The organism is Peristeroidobacter agariperforans, from assembly GCF_004138335.1.
Classification (GTDB): Bacteria; Pseudomonadota; Gammaproteobacteria; order Steroidobacterales; family Steroidobacteraceae; genus Steroidobacter; species Steroidobacter agariperforans.
The window spans coordinates 157790-173107 of record NZ_RYFW01000005.1; the positions used below are offsets into that span (position 1 = coordinate 157790).

Below are 15318 nucleotides of genomic sequence, written 5' to 3' on the forward strand. Positions count from 1 at the left end.
CCAAACATTCGTTGGGCAGTGGCCGTCGAAATCCCCCGACATCAGGCCATGATTGTATTCACAACGGTGAGAGCGCTAACAAAGTACCGGCGGTTAGTTAGCACCCGTGAAGCGATTCCGTCAATGCGCGTTCAGGTGTCGAAATTGTTCGGTCAACCGAATGCCGGGCTTGGATCAGGCCGGCAGCTCGACTCGGACCGCGAGCCCGCCCGTTTCGTTTTGTTTGCTTTCGAGCCGACCCGACAGCTCTGCGACCAGACGTTCGATCGCATCGCTCACGAATGACACGGGCCGCGGCCCGGTGCGTGTATCGGTGATCTCGAACTGCACGCGGCCCTCGCTCGTACGTCCGGAGATTCGGATCTCACCACCGCCTGCGAGAGCATCGATGCTGTCGGTCAGCAGTGCTAGGCAAATCAAACGCAGCCGCGCGACCACCGTCGTGGTTTTCAGATCGTCGTGGAAATCCTGGCGGATGCGTACGCTGTTACGGGCGGCATCGTTTGTGAGAAAGCGTGCGAGCTCGATGAGCAGCTCCCGGCAGGAGATCGGGCCGGGCTCGTGCCGTTCGGGGGCCAGGTGCTCGAGCACGCGTTCCAAGCCGCGCTCGTGATTGGCGATCGCTTGTTGGACGAACGTCGTCAATTGTTCGAGCGGCACAGCGAGCGGCTTGCCGCTCGTGGTCGAGCGGGCCGCACGGGTCAGGGCGTCGACGCCGCCAAAAATGCCCTGCAGCCCATTGCGCAGGTCGTGCCCGTAAGCGCGCCGGCAGCGACGGTTGAGATACGCGCACAGCGCGTCCTCCAGCAAAGAAATATCGTTCACTGTGTAAATTTTGCGCCGACCGTGGCGAGAAAAACTTCAGGTGTCGGACTTTACGACCGTTTCGGCATTCAGTCGCTGCGCTTTTTCCAGAATTCCTTCCAGAATGGGCAGGCCGATGGGTTTTCTGAAGTGCAGGTCGAAGCCGGCATCGGTGGCGCGCTGGCGGTCCTCGCTCTGGCCCCAACCACTGACGGCGACCAGAAACAGTTGCGTGCCCCACGGCTCGCTGCGGATGCGCCGGGCGACTTCATAGCCATCGAGGATGGGCATGCCGATGTCGAGCAGCGCCACGTCGGGGCGCCAGGCCGTCACGGCCTGCAGGGTTTCCTGCCCGTCCGAGGCCTTGCGGACTTCATGGCCGCAGACCTCCAGCAATAGGGCGAGACTCTCCAACGCGTCCGCATTGTCATCGGCGACCAACACGCGCAGCGCCCGAGCTGTGCCCGATGCTGGGGCGATCTCATCGAAGGCAACCACCGGGACGACGCTCGAGGTCAAGGGCAGGCGAACGGTGAACTCGCTGCCGCGATTCGGGCCGGGACTCGTGGCATGGACCGTGCCTCCGTGCAGCTCGACGAGCTGACGCACGAGCGCGAGGCCGATGCCCAAGCCGCTCGGCAGATGACCTTCATCCTCGTGGACGCGCGAGAACAGATTGAACAGCTTCGGCAGCGCCTCGGAAGTAAGGCCGATGCCGGAGTCCTTCACCGCGAACACGGCGTGCTCGGCGTCGACGCTGGCCCGAAGCAGGATGGTGCCGCTCGCCTGCATATATTTCGCCGCGTTGTTGAGCAGGTTGCTCAGGATCTGGACCAGGCGGGTCGGATCGCCCTCGACGGTGGCCTGCGCGGCCAGACATTCGATCTGCAGCTCGTGGTGGTGCGCCGAGATGATGGGCTGCGCCGCCTCGACCGAGCGATCGAGGATGGTCCGCAGCGTCAGCAATTCCTTGTTGAGCTTGATCGTGCCGCGCGAGATGCGCGAGACATCGAGCAGATCATCGACCAGGCGGCTCAGATGCGTCGTCTGCCGATCGATGACTTCGCGAGCCCAGCGCAGTTGCGGATGATCGAGCGGCATGAGCGACATCACATCCACCGCCGCCCGGATCGGGGCGAGGGGATTGCGCAGCTCGTGCGCCAGGATCGCGATGAACTCATCCTTGTGACGGTCGGCGTCGCGCAGGGCGGCGTTGGCTTGTTCCAGATTGCGATTGACGCGCTCGAGCTCCCGCGCCTTCTCGGCTTGCAGGGTGGCGTTGGCCTCGGCGAGGCTGTTGTTGAGCCGCTGCAGCTCCCGGCGCTGCATGTACAGCTCGACCAGCACCGAGACCTTGCTGCGCAGGATCTCCGGCACGAGGGGAATCGATACGTAATCCACCGCGCCCAGCCGATAGCCTTTGAGGGCATCGAACTCGGAGTCGTGCACGCCGGTGACGAAGATGATGGGAATGCTCTCGAAGCGCGGATGATCGTGGATCATGGCCGCGGTCTCGAAGCCATCCATGCCCGGCATGCTCACATCCAGCAGGATGACGGCGAAGTCATCCTCGAGCAGGCGCTGCAGGGCCTCCTCGCCCGAGCGGGCGCTGACCAGGTTCTGCCCCAGCTCGGCCAGGACCGACTCGTAGGAAAGCAAGCGACTCGGCTGGTCGTCGACCAGCAGGATGTTGACTCGCTCGTTGAAAGGCGGCGCGTTCACGGTTCTGGGGGATGAAGTTACGGTTGCAGCCACATTCTTACCAGAGACAGCAACTGCGCTGTATCGACGGGTTTCGCAACATAGTCAGATGCACCCGCCTCCAGGCACTTTTCCCGGTCGCCCTTCATGGCCTTGGCGGTCAAAGCGATGATGGGCAGCAGCCGGAATCGGGCGTTTTCGCGAATCCGTCGCATGGTCTCGTAGCCGTCCATCTCCGGCATCATCACGTCCATCAGGACCAGTGACAGGTCGTCGGTAGATTCCACCAGTTTGATGGCGTCCATGCCATTGCTGGCGTTGATCACCTGCATGCCGCGGCGTTCCAGCACGCTGTTCAAGGCGAAAATGTTACGGACGTCATCGTCCACCACCAGCACCTTGCGCCCGTGCAGCGGCTCATCGCCCTCGTGCAGGGCTTCGATCATCTTTTGCTTGGCCGGCGGCAGGTTGGTCACCACCCGGTGCAGGAACAGCGCCGTCTCATCGAGCAGCCGTTCCGGCGAGCGTACGCCCTTCAGCACGATGCTCTTGGCCTTGGTGCGCAACTCCTGCTCCTCGGCTGGCGAGAGGTCGCGGCCGGTGAATACCACGATCGGGGTATCCCGCAGTCTGGCGTCGGTCTGGATCTCGGCCAATAGCTCGAACCCTGAAACATCGGGCAGGCGCAGGTCGAGCACCACGCAATCGAATTGCTTGGTGCGCATGGCCTGCAGCGCGTCCTGGCCGCTGCCGACCGCCGTGATGGTCACATCGTCGAAGCCGATCAGCTCGGCGATACTGAGCTGTTCGGCCGGGTCGTCCTCGATCACCAGCAGCTCGCGGACATTCGCGGCCGCGAAGTTGCGGATCCTTTGCAGGGCCCCGGCCAGCTCATCGGTGGTCGCAGGCTTGTTCATGAAGGCGTACGCACCGCGCTCCAGGCTGTACTGACGCTCTTCCTCCACGGTGAGGATCTGCACCGGGATGTGCCGGGTGGCCGGGCTTTGTTTCAATTGATTGAGCACCGTCCAGCCCAGCATGTCGGGCAGGAACACGTCGAGCGAAATCGCCGTCGGTGAGTGCTTGCGCGCCATCGCGAGGCCATCGGCGCCGGTCTTCGCGACGATGGTCTTGAAGCCATTGTCGCGAGCCAGGTTCAGCAGCACTTTGCCGTAGTGCGGATCGTCCTCGATGATCAGCAGCACCCGATCGCCGGGCTGCAGATCGTGGCGATCGTCGATCAATTCCTCGGCGCGCAGCGGCAAGGGCAGGGGCGGGAACGGCGCGTTCTGCGTTGAGCTCCCGCCCGGTTGCGTCTTCGCTTGACGGTAGGCGGAGCCGACGAACGTGAGCGGCATATACAACGTGAACGTGCTGCCCTGACCGGGCACGCTCACCAGACGCAGCTCGCCACCGAGCAGGTGCGCAAGCTCTCGGCTGATGGCAAGGCCCAGGCCCGTGCCGCCGTATTTGCGCGAGGTGCCGGCATCGGCCTGCTGGAACGCTTCGAAAATGATTCTTTGTTTCTCGGGCGCGATGCCGATACCGGTATCGGTGACCGAGAACGCCACGACGGTAGCGACCTGATTGAGCACGGGGTGATCGGGACTCCAGCCGGAGGCCGCCGGACGCACCCGCAGAATCACGCTGCCTTGCGCGGTGAACTTGAACGCGTTCGACAGCAGGTTCTTCAACACCTGCAGCAGGCGTTTGGGATCGGTGGAGATCTGCCGGCCGAGCGCCGGATCGAAGTCCGCACTGAAGAGCAGGGCGCGCGCTTCGGCTTCGTGACGGAAGTTGCGCTCGATGGTCTCGCGCAGATGCGAGAACAACAGGTCTTCGGACTCCACCGTCACCGTGCCCGACTCGATCTTCGACAAGTCCAGGATGTCGCTGATCAGGTTGAGCAGGTCGGTGCCGGCGCCGTGAATGGTCTTGGCGAACTCGATCTGGCGTGGCGACAGATTCGAATCGGCGTTCTCGGCCAGCTGCTGACCGAGGATCAGGATGCTGTTGAGCGGCGTGCGCAGCTCGTGCGACATGTTCGCCAGGAACTCGGACTTGTAACGCGAGGTGAGCGCGAGCTCGGTGGCTTTTTCTTCGAGCGCGCGACGCGCCAGCTCGATTTCCTCGTTCTTGCGCTCCACCTCCGCGTTCTGCTCGGCGAGCAGCATCGCTTTGTTGGCGAGCTCTTCGTTGGTCTGCTGCAGCTCCTTCTGCTGAGTCTGCAACTCGCCCGCGAGCTCCTGCGATTGTTTGAGCAGGCCTTCGGTGCGCATCGTCGCTTCGATCGTGTTGAGCACGACGCCGATACTGCCGGCGAGCTGTTCCAAAAACGCGAGCTGCGAGGCGGTGTACTCGTGCAACGAGGCGAGCTCGATCACGGCCTTCGCCTGGCCTTCGTACAGAATCGGCAGGGCGATGACGTTGCGGGCGCGCGCGGCGAGCAAGCCACTGCGCACATGGATGGAGTCGAGCGGGACGTTCTCGAGCAGGATGCGGCGACCGTCGGCGGCTGCCTGGCCCACCAAACCTTCGCGCAGCGCGAAGACGCGACGCTCGCCCGGATTCGCATCCGCGTAGGTCGCAAATTCCTTGAGCACCTTTTGCTGCTCTTCCTGCTCGGCGATGTACAGAATGGCCTGCTGCGCGCCGACCAGCGGAGCGAGCTCGGCGAGCAGCATCTCGCCCATGGTCACGAGGTCGCGTTGACCTTGCATCATGCGGCTGAACTTCGCGAGGTTGGTCTTCAGCCAGTCCTGTTCGGTGTTGCGCTCGGTGGTTTCGCGCAAGTTGCCGATCATGGCGTTGATGTTGTCCTTGAGCTCGGACACCTCGCCACGCGCGTCGACCTGAATGGAGCGGGTGAGGTCGCCGCTGGTCACAGCGGTCGCCACTTCGGCGATGGCGCGCACCTGCGTCGTGAGATTGGCGGCGAGCAGGTTCACGTTCGCGGTCAGATCTTTCCAGGTGCCGGCAGCGCCTGGCACGTTGGCCTGGCCGCCGAGTCGTCCTTCCACGCCCACCTCACGGGCCACGCTCGTCACCTGATCGGCGAAGGTCGCAAGCGTCGTCGTCATGCTGTTGATGGTTTCGGCGAGCGCCGCGACTTCACCCTTGGATTCCACGGTGAGACGCTGACGCAGGTCGCCGTTCGCGACGGCCGTCACCACCTTCACGATACCGCGCACCTGGTTCGTGAGGTTGTTCGCCATCGTGTTGACGTTGTCGGTGAGGTCTTTCCAGGTGCCGGCCACGCCGGGCACGGTGGCCTGACCGCCGAGCTTGCCTTCGGTGCCGACTTCGCGCGCCACGCGCGTCACTTCGGCGGCGAAGGAGTTGAGCTGGTCGACCATCGTGTTGATGGTTTCCTTCAGCTGCAGGATTTCGCCTTTCACGTCCACGGTGATCTTGCGGGACAAGTCACCGCGGGCGATGGCGGTCGAGACCTCGGCGATGTTACGAACCTGGCCAGTCAAGTTCGAGGCCATGGAGTTCACGTTGTCCGTGAGATCCTTCCAGGTGCCTGCGACGCCCGGCACGATGGCCTGGCCGCCGAGCTTGCCTTCGGTGCCGACTTCACGCGCCACGCGCGTCACTTCGGCGGCGAAGCCGTTCAACTGGTCGACCATCGTGTTGATGGTTTCTTTCAGCTGCAGAATTTCGCCGCGCACGTCCACCGTGATCTTGCGTGACAAGTCGCCACGCGCGATGGCGGTCGCCACCTCGGCGATGTTTCGCACCTGACCCGTCAGGTTGGACGCCATCGAGTTCACGTTGTCGGTGAGGTCCTTCCACACACCCGACACGTCTTTCACTTCGGCCTGACCGCCGAGCTTGCCTTCGGTGCCGACCTCGCGCGCGACGCGCGTCACTTCGGCAGCGAAGCCGTTCAACTGGTCGACCATCGTGTTGATGGTTTCTTTCAGCTGCAGAATCTCGCCTTTCACGTCGGCGGTGATCTTGCGCGACAAGTCGCCGTTCGCAATGGCTGTGGCCACCTCGGCAATGTTTCGCACCTGACCGGTCAGGTTGCCGGCCATGGAGTTCACGTTATCGGTGAGGTCCTTCCACACGCCGCTGATGCCTTTCACTTCGGCCTGACCACCGAGCTTGCCTTCGGTGCCCACTTCGCGCGCGACGCGCGTCACTTCGGCGGAGAAGCCATTGAGCTGGTCCACCATCGTGTTGATGGTTTCCTTCAGCTGCAGGATTTCGCCTTTCACGTCCACGGTGATCTTGCGGGACAAGTCACCGCGGGCGATGGCGGTCGAGACCTCGGCAATGTTACGAACCTGGCCAGTCAAGTTCGAGGCCATGGAGTTCACGTTGTCCGTGAGATCCTTCCACGTGCCGCCAGCGCCGGGCACGTAGGCCTGACCGCCGAGCTTGCCTTCGGAGCCCACTTCACGCGCCACGCGCGTCACTTCGGAGGCGAACGAGCGCAGCTGATCCACCATCGTGTTGATGGTTTCTTTCAACTGCAGAATTTCACCACGCACGTCCACCGTGATCTTGCGGGACAAGTCACCGCTTGCGATGGCGGTCGCCACGTCGGCGATGTTTCGGACCTGGCCGGTGAGGTTCGAGGCCATGGAGTTCACGTTGTCGGTGAGGTCTTTCCACACGCCCGACACGTCTTTCACTTCGGCCTGACCGCCGAGCTTGCCTTCGGTGCCCACTTCACGCGCGACGCGCGTCACTTCGGCGGCGAAGCCGTTCAACTGGTCGACCATCGTGTTGATGGTTTCTTTCAGCTGCAGGATCTCGCCTTTCACGTCCACCGTGATCTTGCGAGACAAGTCGCCTCGCGCCACGGCCGTCGTCACTTCGGCGATGTTTCGGACCTGGCCGGTGAGGTTGGTGGCCATGGCGTTGACGGAGTCGGTCAAGTCTTTCCACGTGCCCGCGACACCCGGCACGAGCGCCTGACCACCGAGCTTGCCTTCCGAGCCCACTTCTCGCGCCACGCGGGTCACTTCGGAGGCGAACGAGCGCAACTGATCCACCATCGTGTTGATGGCTTCCTTCAGCTGCAGGATTTCACCGCGCACGTCCACCGTGATCTTGCGCGACAAGTCGCCGTTCGCGACGGCGATGGTCACTTCAGAAATGTTTCTGACCTGGCCGGTCAGGTTGCCGGCCATGGAGTTCACGTTATCGGTGAGGTCTTTCCACACGCCGCTGATGCCGGGCACGATGGCCTGGCCGCCGAGCTTGCCTTCGGTGCCCACTTCGCGCGCCACGCGCGTCACTTCGGCGGAGAAGCCGTTGAGCTGGTCCACCATCGTGTTGATGGTTTCCTTCAACTCCAGGATTTCGCCTTTCACGTCCACGGTGATCTTGCGGGACAAGTCACCGCGAGCCACGGCGGTGGTCACTTCGGCGATGTTACGAACCTGACCGGTGAGGTTCTTGGCCATGGCGTTGACCGAGTCGGTCAAGTCTTTCCACGTGCCCGCGACGCCCGGCACGATGGCCTGGCCGCCGAGCTCGCCTTCGGAGCCCACCTCTCGTGCGACGCGTGTTACTTCAGAGGCGAACGAGCGCAGCTGATCCACCATCGTGTTGATGGCTTCCTTCAGCTGCAGGATTTCGCCGCGCACGTCCACCGTGATCTTGCGCGACAGGTCGCCGTTCGCGACGGCGATGGTCACTTCGGAAATGTTTCTGACCTGGCCGGTCAGGTTCGAGGCCATGGAGTTCACGTTGTCGGTGAGGTCTTTCCACACGCCCGACACGTCTTTCACTTCGGCCTGACCGCCGAGCTTGCCTTCGGTGCCCACTTCACGCGCGACGCGCGTCACTTCGGCGGCGAAGCCGTTCAACTGGTCGACCATCGTATTGATGGTTTCTTTCAGCTGCAGGATCTCGCCTTTCACGTCCACCGTGATTTTGCGCGACAAGTCGCCTCGCGCGATCGCGGTCGCGACTTCGGCAATGTTACGGACCTGGCCGGTCAAGTTGCCGGCCATGGAGTTCACCGAATCGGTGAGGTCCTTCCACGTGCCGGCGACGCCGGGCACCACGGCCTGGCCGCCGAGCTTGCCTTCGGAGCCCACTTCACGCGCCACGCGCGTCACTTCGGAGGCGAAGGAGCGCAGCTGGTCCACCATCGTGTTGATGGCTTCTTTCAGCTGTTGGATTTCGCCGCGGACGTTGGCGGTGATCTTGCGAGACAAGTCGCCGCTGGCGATGGCGGTTGCCACCTCGGCGATGTTTCGCACCTGGCCGGTCAGGTTGCCGGCCATGGAATTCACATTGTCGGTGAGGTCTTTCCAGGTGCCGGCGGCGCCGGGCACGGACGCCTGGCCGCCGAGCTTGCCTTCGGTGCCGACCTCGCGGGCCACGCGCGTCACTTCGGACGTGAACAGCCCCATCTGCTCGATCATCGTGTTAACAATAGTCGCCGAGCGTAGGAATTCACCTTTCAAGGGCCGGCCATCGACTTCCAGCCGCACGGTTTGCGACAGATCGCCCTTGGCGACAGCGGTGATGGTGCGAGTGACTTCGGTCGTCGGCCAGAGCAGGTCATCGATCAGCGTATTGATCGAGCCTTCCATATCGCCCCAGGCGCCGGAGCGGCGATCGATGCCGACGCGGTGGCGCGTCTTGCCTTCCTTGCCGACCAGCTGACCGGCGCGGGACATCTCTTCGGACAGGCGCTGATTCGCGGCGATGATGTCATTCAGGGTCTCGGCGATCTTGCCTTCGATGCCCTCATGGTCACCTGCAATCCGCACCGAGAAGTTGCCATCGCGCACCGCCTGCAGCGTGAGCAGGAGGTTCTTCAAATCGAACGGCACGGGGGCCTTCATAGCGACATTCTTGCCCACCGACCTGGCGGAGGCCTTCGTGGCAGGTATTTTTTTCACAGGCGCTTTCGCGATCCGACGACGAACTCTCGCGGGGGTTTGCATCAAAGCTCCGAATGAGGACGAACCGGGCGCAGGTCGGCGCAGCGTCTGTTGTTGTTGCTACTGAAGGCGGTTGGGAACCTATCCATTCAAGGCCACTCGTGCAACCATTACACGTCCGTTACTCCTGCGGATGAAAGAAAGTTCCTGACAGCGGGAACTTTCATTGCGGGTAAGCGTTTTACGCGGTTCAGCGGGCGATGATTATAACGAGCAAGAGCAATAAAGGTCGAACGGACGGGAGATGACGGCAGGAGCGATTGATCCAGCAGTCGAGCAGTTCTTGCTCGATAGCATCGACACGGTGCCTCATCTCGAGGCTCTGTTGTTGCTCTTTCAGGCACCCGCCACTGTGTGGACAGTGGTGCAGCTGGCCGCGCGCATCTATGTCAGCGAGAAGCAGGCGAGCACCATTCTCGAAGATCTCACGCGACGCTCGCTGATCGTGCGCAGCGAGCAGGCGCCGGCGACTTATCAATACGTCCCACGCTCGACGGAGCAGAGCGCGCTGCTCGAGAAGGTCGCACAGTCCTATCGCACGCAGCTGGTCCAACTGACCCGCTTCATTCATTCCAACGCCTCGGGCTCCGTGCGCGACTTTGCGCGAGCGTTCCGGCTCAAGGACAAGGACTAACACCATGCTGGCAAAGCTCGTCTATTTGCTGGGCGCCATCGTGACCGTCACGAGCGCCATCCTGCTGCTGCGGGGTTACGCGCGCTCGCGCAGCCGTCTGTTGTTGTGGAGCGGTCTGTGTTTCGCCGGCCTGACGGTATCGAACGTGTTGTTGTTCGTGGACCTGGTCGTGCTGGGAGCGGACCAGAGTCTTTACATGTGGCGATTGAGCACGGCCGCCGCGGCGATGTTGCTGCTGGTGTACGGGCTGGTTTTCGAGAGCGAGTGAGTCATGGTCGAGGGCTTCTTACTGGGAGTGATCGTGACGGCGTCGCTGACTGCCGCCGGCTTCTTCTGGCGGTTCTACCGCCAGACCCGTGACAAGCTGTTCTTTGCGTTCGCGCTGGCGTTCGCGATCGAAGGCATCAACCGCATGGCGTTCCTGCTGGTGGACAAGCCGAGCGAGGGCAGTCCGGTCATATACATGGTGCGGCTGGTCGCGTTCCTGCTGATTCTCGGCGCCATCGTGGCCAAGAACCGGGACAGCCCGTCGAGCAAGAAGTAGCTGGCACCGAATCGGCGGAACCGAGCGCCGGGGCGACAACGTTTCTCTGGCATGAGTTGGAGCCGAAGGCAAATCGTTGCCGCGGGCGTGATCGGGGCGCTGCTCGCCGTGGCCTTCACCGTCATCGCCCTGAATTTCGTGCAACCCGAGCGGCGCATCCAGCGCCAGGTCGAGCATCGCTACACCACCGACGATCCGCGTTTCCTGCATGAGCTCGGCACGCTGCTCGGTCCGCCCATTCTGAAGGGCAACCGGGTCGCGAACTTCGAGAATGGCGATGAGATATTTCCGGCGATGCTCGCCGCCATCCGGGGCGCGCGCCGTAGCATCAACTTCGAAACCTACATCTACTGGTCGGGCGACATCGGTCGCGAGTTCGCCGATGCACTGATCGAGCGCTCCCGGGCCAAGGTGCCGGTGCACGTGTTGATCGATTGGGTGGGCAGCCAGAAGATGGATGAGGTGCTGGTGCACGAGATGGCGAATGCGGGCATACGCATCGAGCGCTATCACCCGCTGCACTGGTATCACCTGGTCCGCATGAACAATCGCACGCACCGCAAGCTGCTGGTGGTCGATGGCAAGGTAGGCTTCACCGGCGGGGTCGGCATCGCCGATCAATGGGAGGGCGATGCGCAGGACGATGAGCATTGGCGCGACTCGCACTACCGCATCGAAGGCCCGGCGGTGGCGCAGATGCAGGCCGCGTTCATGGACAACTGGATCAAGGCGACCGGTGCCGTGCTGCGCGGTGAGGCCTACTTCCCAGCGCTCGAAGCAACGGGTGATGCGGCCGGGCAGGTCTTCACCAGTTCGCCCACCGGCGGCGCGGACAGCATGCTCTTGATGTACCTGCTCGCGTTTTCCTCGGCCACGAAGACCATCGATCTGTCCGCCTCGTATTTCGTGCCCGACGAACTGACGCTGCGCGTGTTGATCGACGCGCTGAAGCGAGGAGTGCGTGTGCGGGTCATCGTGCCCGGCGAGGACATCGATACCGAGATCGTGCGCAAGGCCTCGCGCGCGTCGTGGGGCGAGCTGCTGGCGGCCGGCGCGCAGATCTATGAGTACCAGCCGACAATGTTTCATTGCAAGACGCTGATCGTCGACGGGCTGCTGGTGTCGGTGGGCTCGACCAATATCGACACGCGCTCGTTTCGCCTCAACGACGAAGCCAATTTGAATGTCTACGATGCCCGGTTCGCGCAAGCGCTGACGAAAGTCTTCGAGCAGGATTTGCAACGCACCCGGCAGATCACGCTGCAGGCCTGGCTGCATCGACCGTTGAGCGAGAAGATCATGGAGAACGCGGCCGCGGCGCTTGCTTCGCAGCTCTGACGGCGGTCAATGCCTGGCGCGCTTCGCGTGCCCTTTTTTTCGTGAGTGGGAGCGTTGCCGTTCGCTGAGCTCCTTGCGATGGGAGGAGCCGACCTCGCGCACATCGGTATCGGATTTGCCTTCGTCCAACTCCTTGCGAGCCTGCTGCGCGAGCTCCCGATAACCTTTGCTGATCCGCTGCAGATCCTCCTCCTCGAGCTCTTCGAGGTCGAGCAGCGCGAGGTGCGCGCCGTCGATGGAGCGGATCAGTTCATCCAGCTTGACCTGGATGGCCTCGGAGTCGCGGTTCTGGGTGTTCTGGATCAGAAACACCATCAGGAAGGTGATGATGGTGGTGCTGGTGTTGATGATCAGCTGCCAGGTATCGCTGAAGCCGAACAGCGGGCCGCACACGGCCCAGAGCACGATGATGGCCAGCGCTGCGCAAAACACGGCGGGGTGGCCTGCGGCGCGAGCGGTCGATTTGGCGAAACGGGTGAACCAGGTGCGATTGCGACTGTGGCTGGCCATGCGAGCTCCGATCATTTCTTCAATGCATCGAGACGATCGCGAATGAGCTGACCGATCTCGGCGACGGTGTTGGGTTTCATTACAACGTCCCGCACGCCGATTTGCTCCGCGCGCCGCGCATCCTCGGCGCGCACGTAGCCAGAGGTGATGATGATGGGCAGGTCAGGGCGGATCTGCAGCAGCTCTTCGGCCAGGTCCATGCCGCTCATGCCGGGCATGCCCAGATCGGTCAGGACCAGATCGAAGGTGGTCGGATCGGCACGCACGGCATCGATGGCCTCGGCGGGGCGCGTCATGCCGGTGACGTTGTAGCCCATGCGCTCCATCATTCGCGTGACCAGGTCGACCAGCTGATCTTCATCGTCCACATAGAGGACATGCTCGCCGCGGCCGGCGGGTGTGGTGGCGGCGGCAGTAGCCTTCGAGGCATCCTCGGGCTCGCGCTCGGCGGCGGGAAAATAAAGATCGAACACGGTGCCCGTGCCAGGTCTGCTACGAACCAGGATGGCGCCACGGTGACCTCTGACGATGCCGTGCACGACCGACAGCCCGAGCCCCGTGCCTTCGCCGTGTCCTTTGGTCGTGAAGAAGGGCTCGAACACCCGCTCGATCAGCTCGGCGGGAATGCCGGTGCCGGTGTCCTCGACGGAGATGCGCAGATAAGTGCCCGGGTGCAGATCGGGCGACGGACTGTGCAGCAGCGAATCGATGCGTTCGCTCGCGAGCCGGATCGTGAGCGTCCCGCCGCGATTCTGCATGGCGTCGCAGGCGTTCTTGCCGAGGTTCATCAGCACCTGATGGACCTGCGTCGCATCGGCCATCACCGCGGGCAGGTCCGGCTCGGCTTCCAAACGAATGTCGATCATCTTCGGCACGGTCGCGCGCAACAGTCGCAGCGCTTCTTCGACGACCGGACGCAGGTCGATCAGATGCTGAATGTTCTGCTCCGGACGACTGAACGCCAGGATGCGACGGACCAGATCCTTGGCGCGCCCCGTGGCGCGTTTGATCTCGTACAGCGAGGGCGTCGCCGGATGCTCCGGCGTGAGATCTTCGATGGCGAGCTGGGCATTCCCCGAGATCGCGGTCAGCACGTTGTTGAAATCGTGCGCGATGCCGCCGGCGAGCGTGCCGAGCGCCTCCATCTTCTGCGACTGACGCAGCTGCGTTTCGAGCGCCGCCCGCTCTTCGTTGGCGCGCTTGCGATCGGTGATGTCGTGGATCGCGACGTTCACGCCGATGATGTTGCCCACCTCATCGAGCAGCGCGTGGTGGTTGCCGATCCAGTAGCGCTGCGTTCCATCCGGTGGCGCGGCACTCGCGTACTCGATGTTGGCGACCGGTTCGCCGGTCGTGAGCACCTGTCTGCAAATGGGCGCGAGCACCGTGGCAAGCTCGGGCGTCGCCTCCTCGAGCGTGCGCCCGATCAGCGCGTCTGCCGGGTGTCCGCTCATTTCCATCATCTGCTTGTTGATGCGAACGTACCGCAGCTCGTTGTCGATCACGCACAGGCCGACCTGTGCGTTGGCATAGATCGCTTCGATTTCGATCAGCTGTCGATGCGCGGTTTCCTCACTCTGCCGCAAGGCTCGCTCGCGTTCCTCGACGGCATCGAGCATGGCGTTGAAGTCGCGTGCCAGTTGGCCGACTTCATCGCTGCCTTCGCTCGAGACACGCCGTCGATAGTCACGCAGCCGCGTCACATCGCGCGCGGTCGCGGCAAGCGCCTGCACGGGCTCGGAGATCGCGCGGCGAAGCGTGATGGACAGCATGATCGCGAGGACTGAGAGCGACAACGCCACAGCGCCGAGCAGCGGCGCATATTCCCAGATGCGATCGGCGAACGGCATCAACGTCGTCGCCATCCATAGATCGGCGTGCGCCGGACCGGCCGCATCGATCGTGTGGGTGGTGAGAATCCGCCCGGCATGAATCAGCTGCGCTCGCGCTCCAGTATCGGCGAAATTCCTGACACGCGTGCCCGGGCTGTGATATTCGGCGAAGACGGTTCCGTCCTCTTGCACGATCGCGAGGGCTTCGATGGAGGGGTCGCGTCCGAGCTCGCTCAGATATTCGTTCGCGGTGCGCGCATCCTGAAACTCCACGGCTGCGGTGACGATCGCCGCGATGCTTTCCACTTGTGCGCGAGCCCGCTCGATGGTGCGCGGCCGATACGTGCTGAAGTCATAAATCGCCGCGGCGACGACGGCGAGCAGCAAAGAGAATACCGCTGCCAAACCCACGAGTAGCAGCACTCTGCGTTGCAGTGGCAGGTGGCTGAGGGCGAGCGGTTTCATGGGTTCCTCGCGGCTCAGATGCCAGGGGCTTCGCGATGAACCTTGCGAGCCGCAACCAGCATCTGCGAGCTCGCGGTCAAACCGGCGCGGTGCATCGGCGGGAGACTCGCTTCGAAACGAATGCGGGCCTGACCGCCTTCGACTTCACTCACGAAACACAGCATGGCTCCCTGCTGGAGGGTCTCGGGCGTCTCAGTGATCGTGAGCACTGGATGATTGGCGAGCGTGTCGAGCCATTGACTCGTTTGCGGGCTCGCCGGCGGCTGGGTCGGCGATGCGCCGATGAAGACCACGTGACACTGTTCGGCCGCGCCCGCGTCGCTCACGCGGCGCACGCTCAAGGGACGCTTCTGGCTCAGTTGTCCGGCCAGGGTCTCATCGAGCACCGATCCGAAAGGATCTGAGCCCAATACACACACGACAATCGGGGCCGTGGGCGTGGCAAAGGCGCTCGCGGGCCACTCGACGTAGCGCGTGAACAGGAGAATATATCCAGCCTTGATGCTGTATTCCGGCGCGGCGCTGGCTGTTGCCGTCAGCAGCACGGCGGGAAGAAACATTAGCCACGCCAGC

The 15318-nt window shown here is 63.1% G+C and carries 10 protein-coding genes; 4 read left to right on the forward strand and 6 right to left on the reverse strand.

The window, feature by feature from the left end:
* Positions 1 to 174: 174 nt before the first annotated feature.
* From EK373_RS28495 to EK373_RS28505, 3 genes are read right to left on the reverse strand one after another with little or no spacing between them, the layout of a single operon-like run.
* On the reverse strand, positions 175 to 825 hold the full coding sequence (locus tag EK373_RS28495) for a sensor histidine kinase (RefSeq protein ID WP_129648256.1): 651 nt from the start codon (positions 823 to 825) through the stop codon (positions 175 to 177).
* Between the two features lie 36 nt (positions 826 to 861).
* A complete protein-coding gene (locus EK373_RS28500; protein ID WP_198683716.1) occupies positions 862 to 2526 on the reverse strand; it encodes an ATP-binding response regulator in 1665 nt (554 codons plus the stop codon).
* A gap of 17 nt (positions 2527 to 2543) precedes the next feature.
* Positions 2544 to 9323, reverse strand: coding sequence for a HAMP domain-containing protein (locus EK373_RS28505; protein WP_129648260.1), 6780 nt, complete (start codon positions 9321 to 9323; stop codon positions 2544 to 2546).
* Between the two features lie 343 nt (positions 9324 to 9666).
* On the opposite strand from EK373_RS28505, the gene EK373_RS28510 reads away from it, so the two are divergent.
* Genes EK373_RS28510 through EK373_RS28525 form a run of 4 tightly spaced genes read left to right on the forward strand, consistent with a single transcriptional unit; the run spans position 9667 to position 11938 of the window.
* A complete protein-coding gene (locus tag EK373_RS28510) occupies positions 9667 to 10056 on the forward strand; it encodes a hypothetical protein (protein ID WP_129648262.1) in 390 nt (129 codons plus the stop codon).
* A gap of 4 nt (positions 10057 to 10060) precedes the next feature.
* A complete protein-coding gene (locus EK373_RS28515) occupies positions 10061 to 10324 on the forward strand; it encodes a DUF5985 family protein (protein WP_198683717.1) in 264 nt (87 codons plus the stop codon).
* A 3-nt stretch (positions 10325 to 10327) separates the two neighbouring features.
* Entirely contained in the window at positions 10328 to 10600 is a 273-nt protein-coding gene (locus EK373_RS28520) for a DUF5985 family protein (RefSeq protein WP_129648264.1), read from the forward strand.
* A gap of 51 nt (positions 10601 to 10651) precedes the next feature.
* Entirely contained in the window at positions 10652 to 11938 is a 1287-nt protein-coding gene (locus EK373_RS28525; protein ID WP_129648266.1) for a phospholipase D-like domain-containing protein, read from the forward strand.
* A gap of 6 nt (positions 11939 to 11944) precedes the next feature.
* Here the strand turns inward: EK373_RS28525 and EK373_RS28530 are convergent, their stop codons facing one another.
* Genes EK373_RS28530 through EK373_RS28540 form a run of 3 tightly spaced genes read right to left on the reverse strand, consistent with a single transcriptional unit; the run spans position 11945 to position 15305 of the window.
* A complete protein-coding gene (locus EK373_RS28530) occupies positions 11945 to 12448 on the reverse strand; it encodes a low affinity iron permease family protein (protein WP_129648268.1) in 504 nt (167 codons plus the stop codon).
* Between the two features lie 11 nt (positions 12449 to 12459).
* Positions 12460 to 14745, reverse strand: coding sequence for an ATP-binding protein (locus tag EK373_RS28535; protein ID WP_129648270.1), 2286 nt, complete (start codon positions 14743 to 14745; stop codon positions 12460 to 12462).
* A gap of 14 nt (positions 14746 to 14759) precedes the next feature.
* Complete coding sequence (locus EK373_RS28540; RefSeq protein ID WP_157994584.1) at positions 14760 to 15305, reverse strand: YfiR family protein; 546 nt, start codon at positions 15303 to 15305, stop codon at positions 14760 to 14762.
* Positions 15306 to 15318 lie beyond the last annotated feature (13 nt).

Bases quoted from the DNA above. Each gene is read 5' to 3' on its own strand.
- EK373_RS28530 (WP_129648268.1), bottom strand. From the start codon at position 12,448: ATGGCCAGCCACAGTCGCAATCGCACCTGGTTCACCCGTTTCGCCAAA.
- EK373_RS28525 (WP_129648266.1), top strand. From the start codon at position 10,652: ATGAGTTGGAGCCGAAGGCAAATCGTTGCCGCGGGCGTGATCGGGGCG.
- EK373_RS28520 (WP_129648264.1), top strand. From the start codon at position 10,328: ATGGTCGAGGGCTTCTTACTGGGAGTGATCGTGACGGCGTCGCTGACT.
- EK373_RS28535 (WP_129648270.1), bottom strand. From the start codon at position 14,745: ATGAAACCGCTCGCCCTCAGCCACCTGCCACTGCAACGCAGAGTGCTG.
- EK373_RS28540 (WP_157994584.1), bottom strand. From the start codon at position 15,305: ATGTTTCTTCCCGCCGTGCTGCTGACGGCAACAGCCAGCGCCGCGCCG.
- EK373_RS28515 (WP_198683717.1), top strand. From the start codon at position 10,061: ATGCTGGCAAAGCTCGTCTATTTGCTGGGCGCCATCGTGACCGTCACG.
- EK373_RS28505 (WP_129648260.1), bottom strand. From the start codon at position 9,323: ATGAAGGCCCCCGTGCCGTTCGATTTGAAGAACCTCCTGCTCACGCTG.
- EK373_RS28510 (WP_129648262.1), top strand. From the start codon at position 9,667: ATGACGGCAGGAGCGATTGATCCAGCAGTCGAGCAGTTCTTGCTCGAT.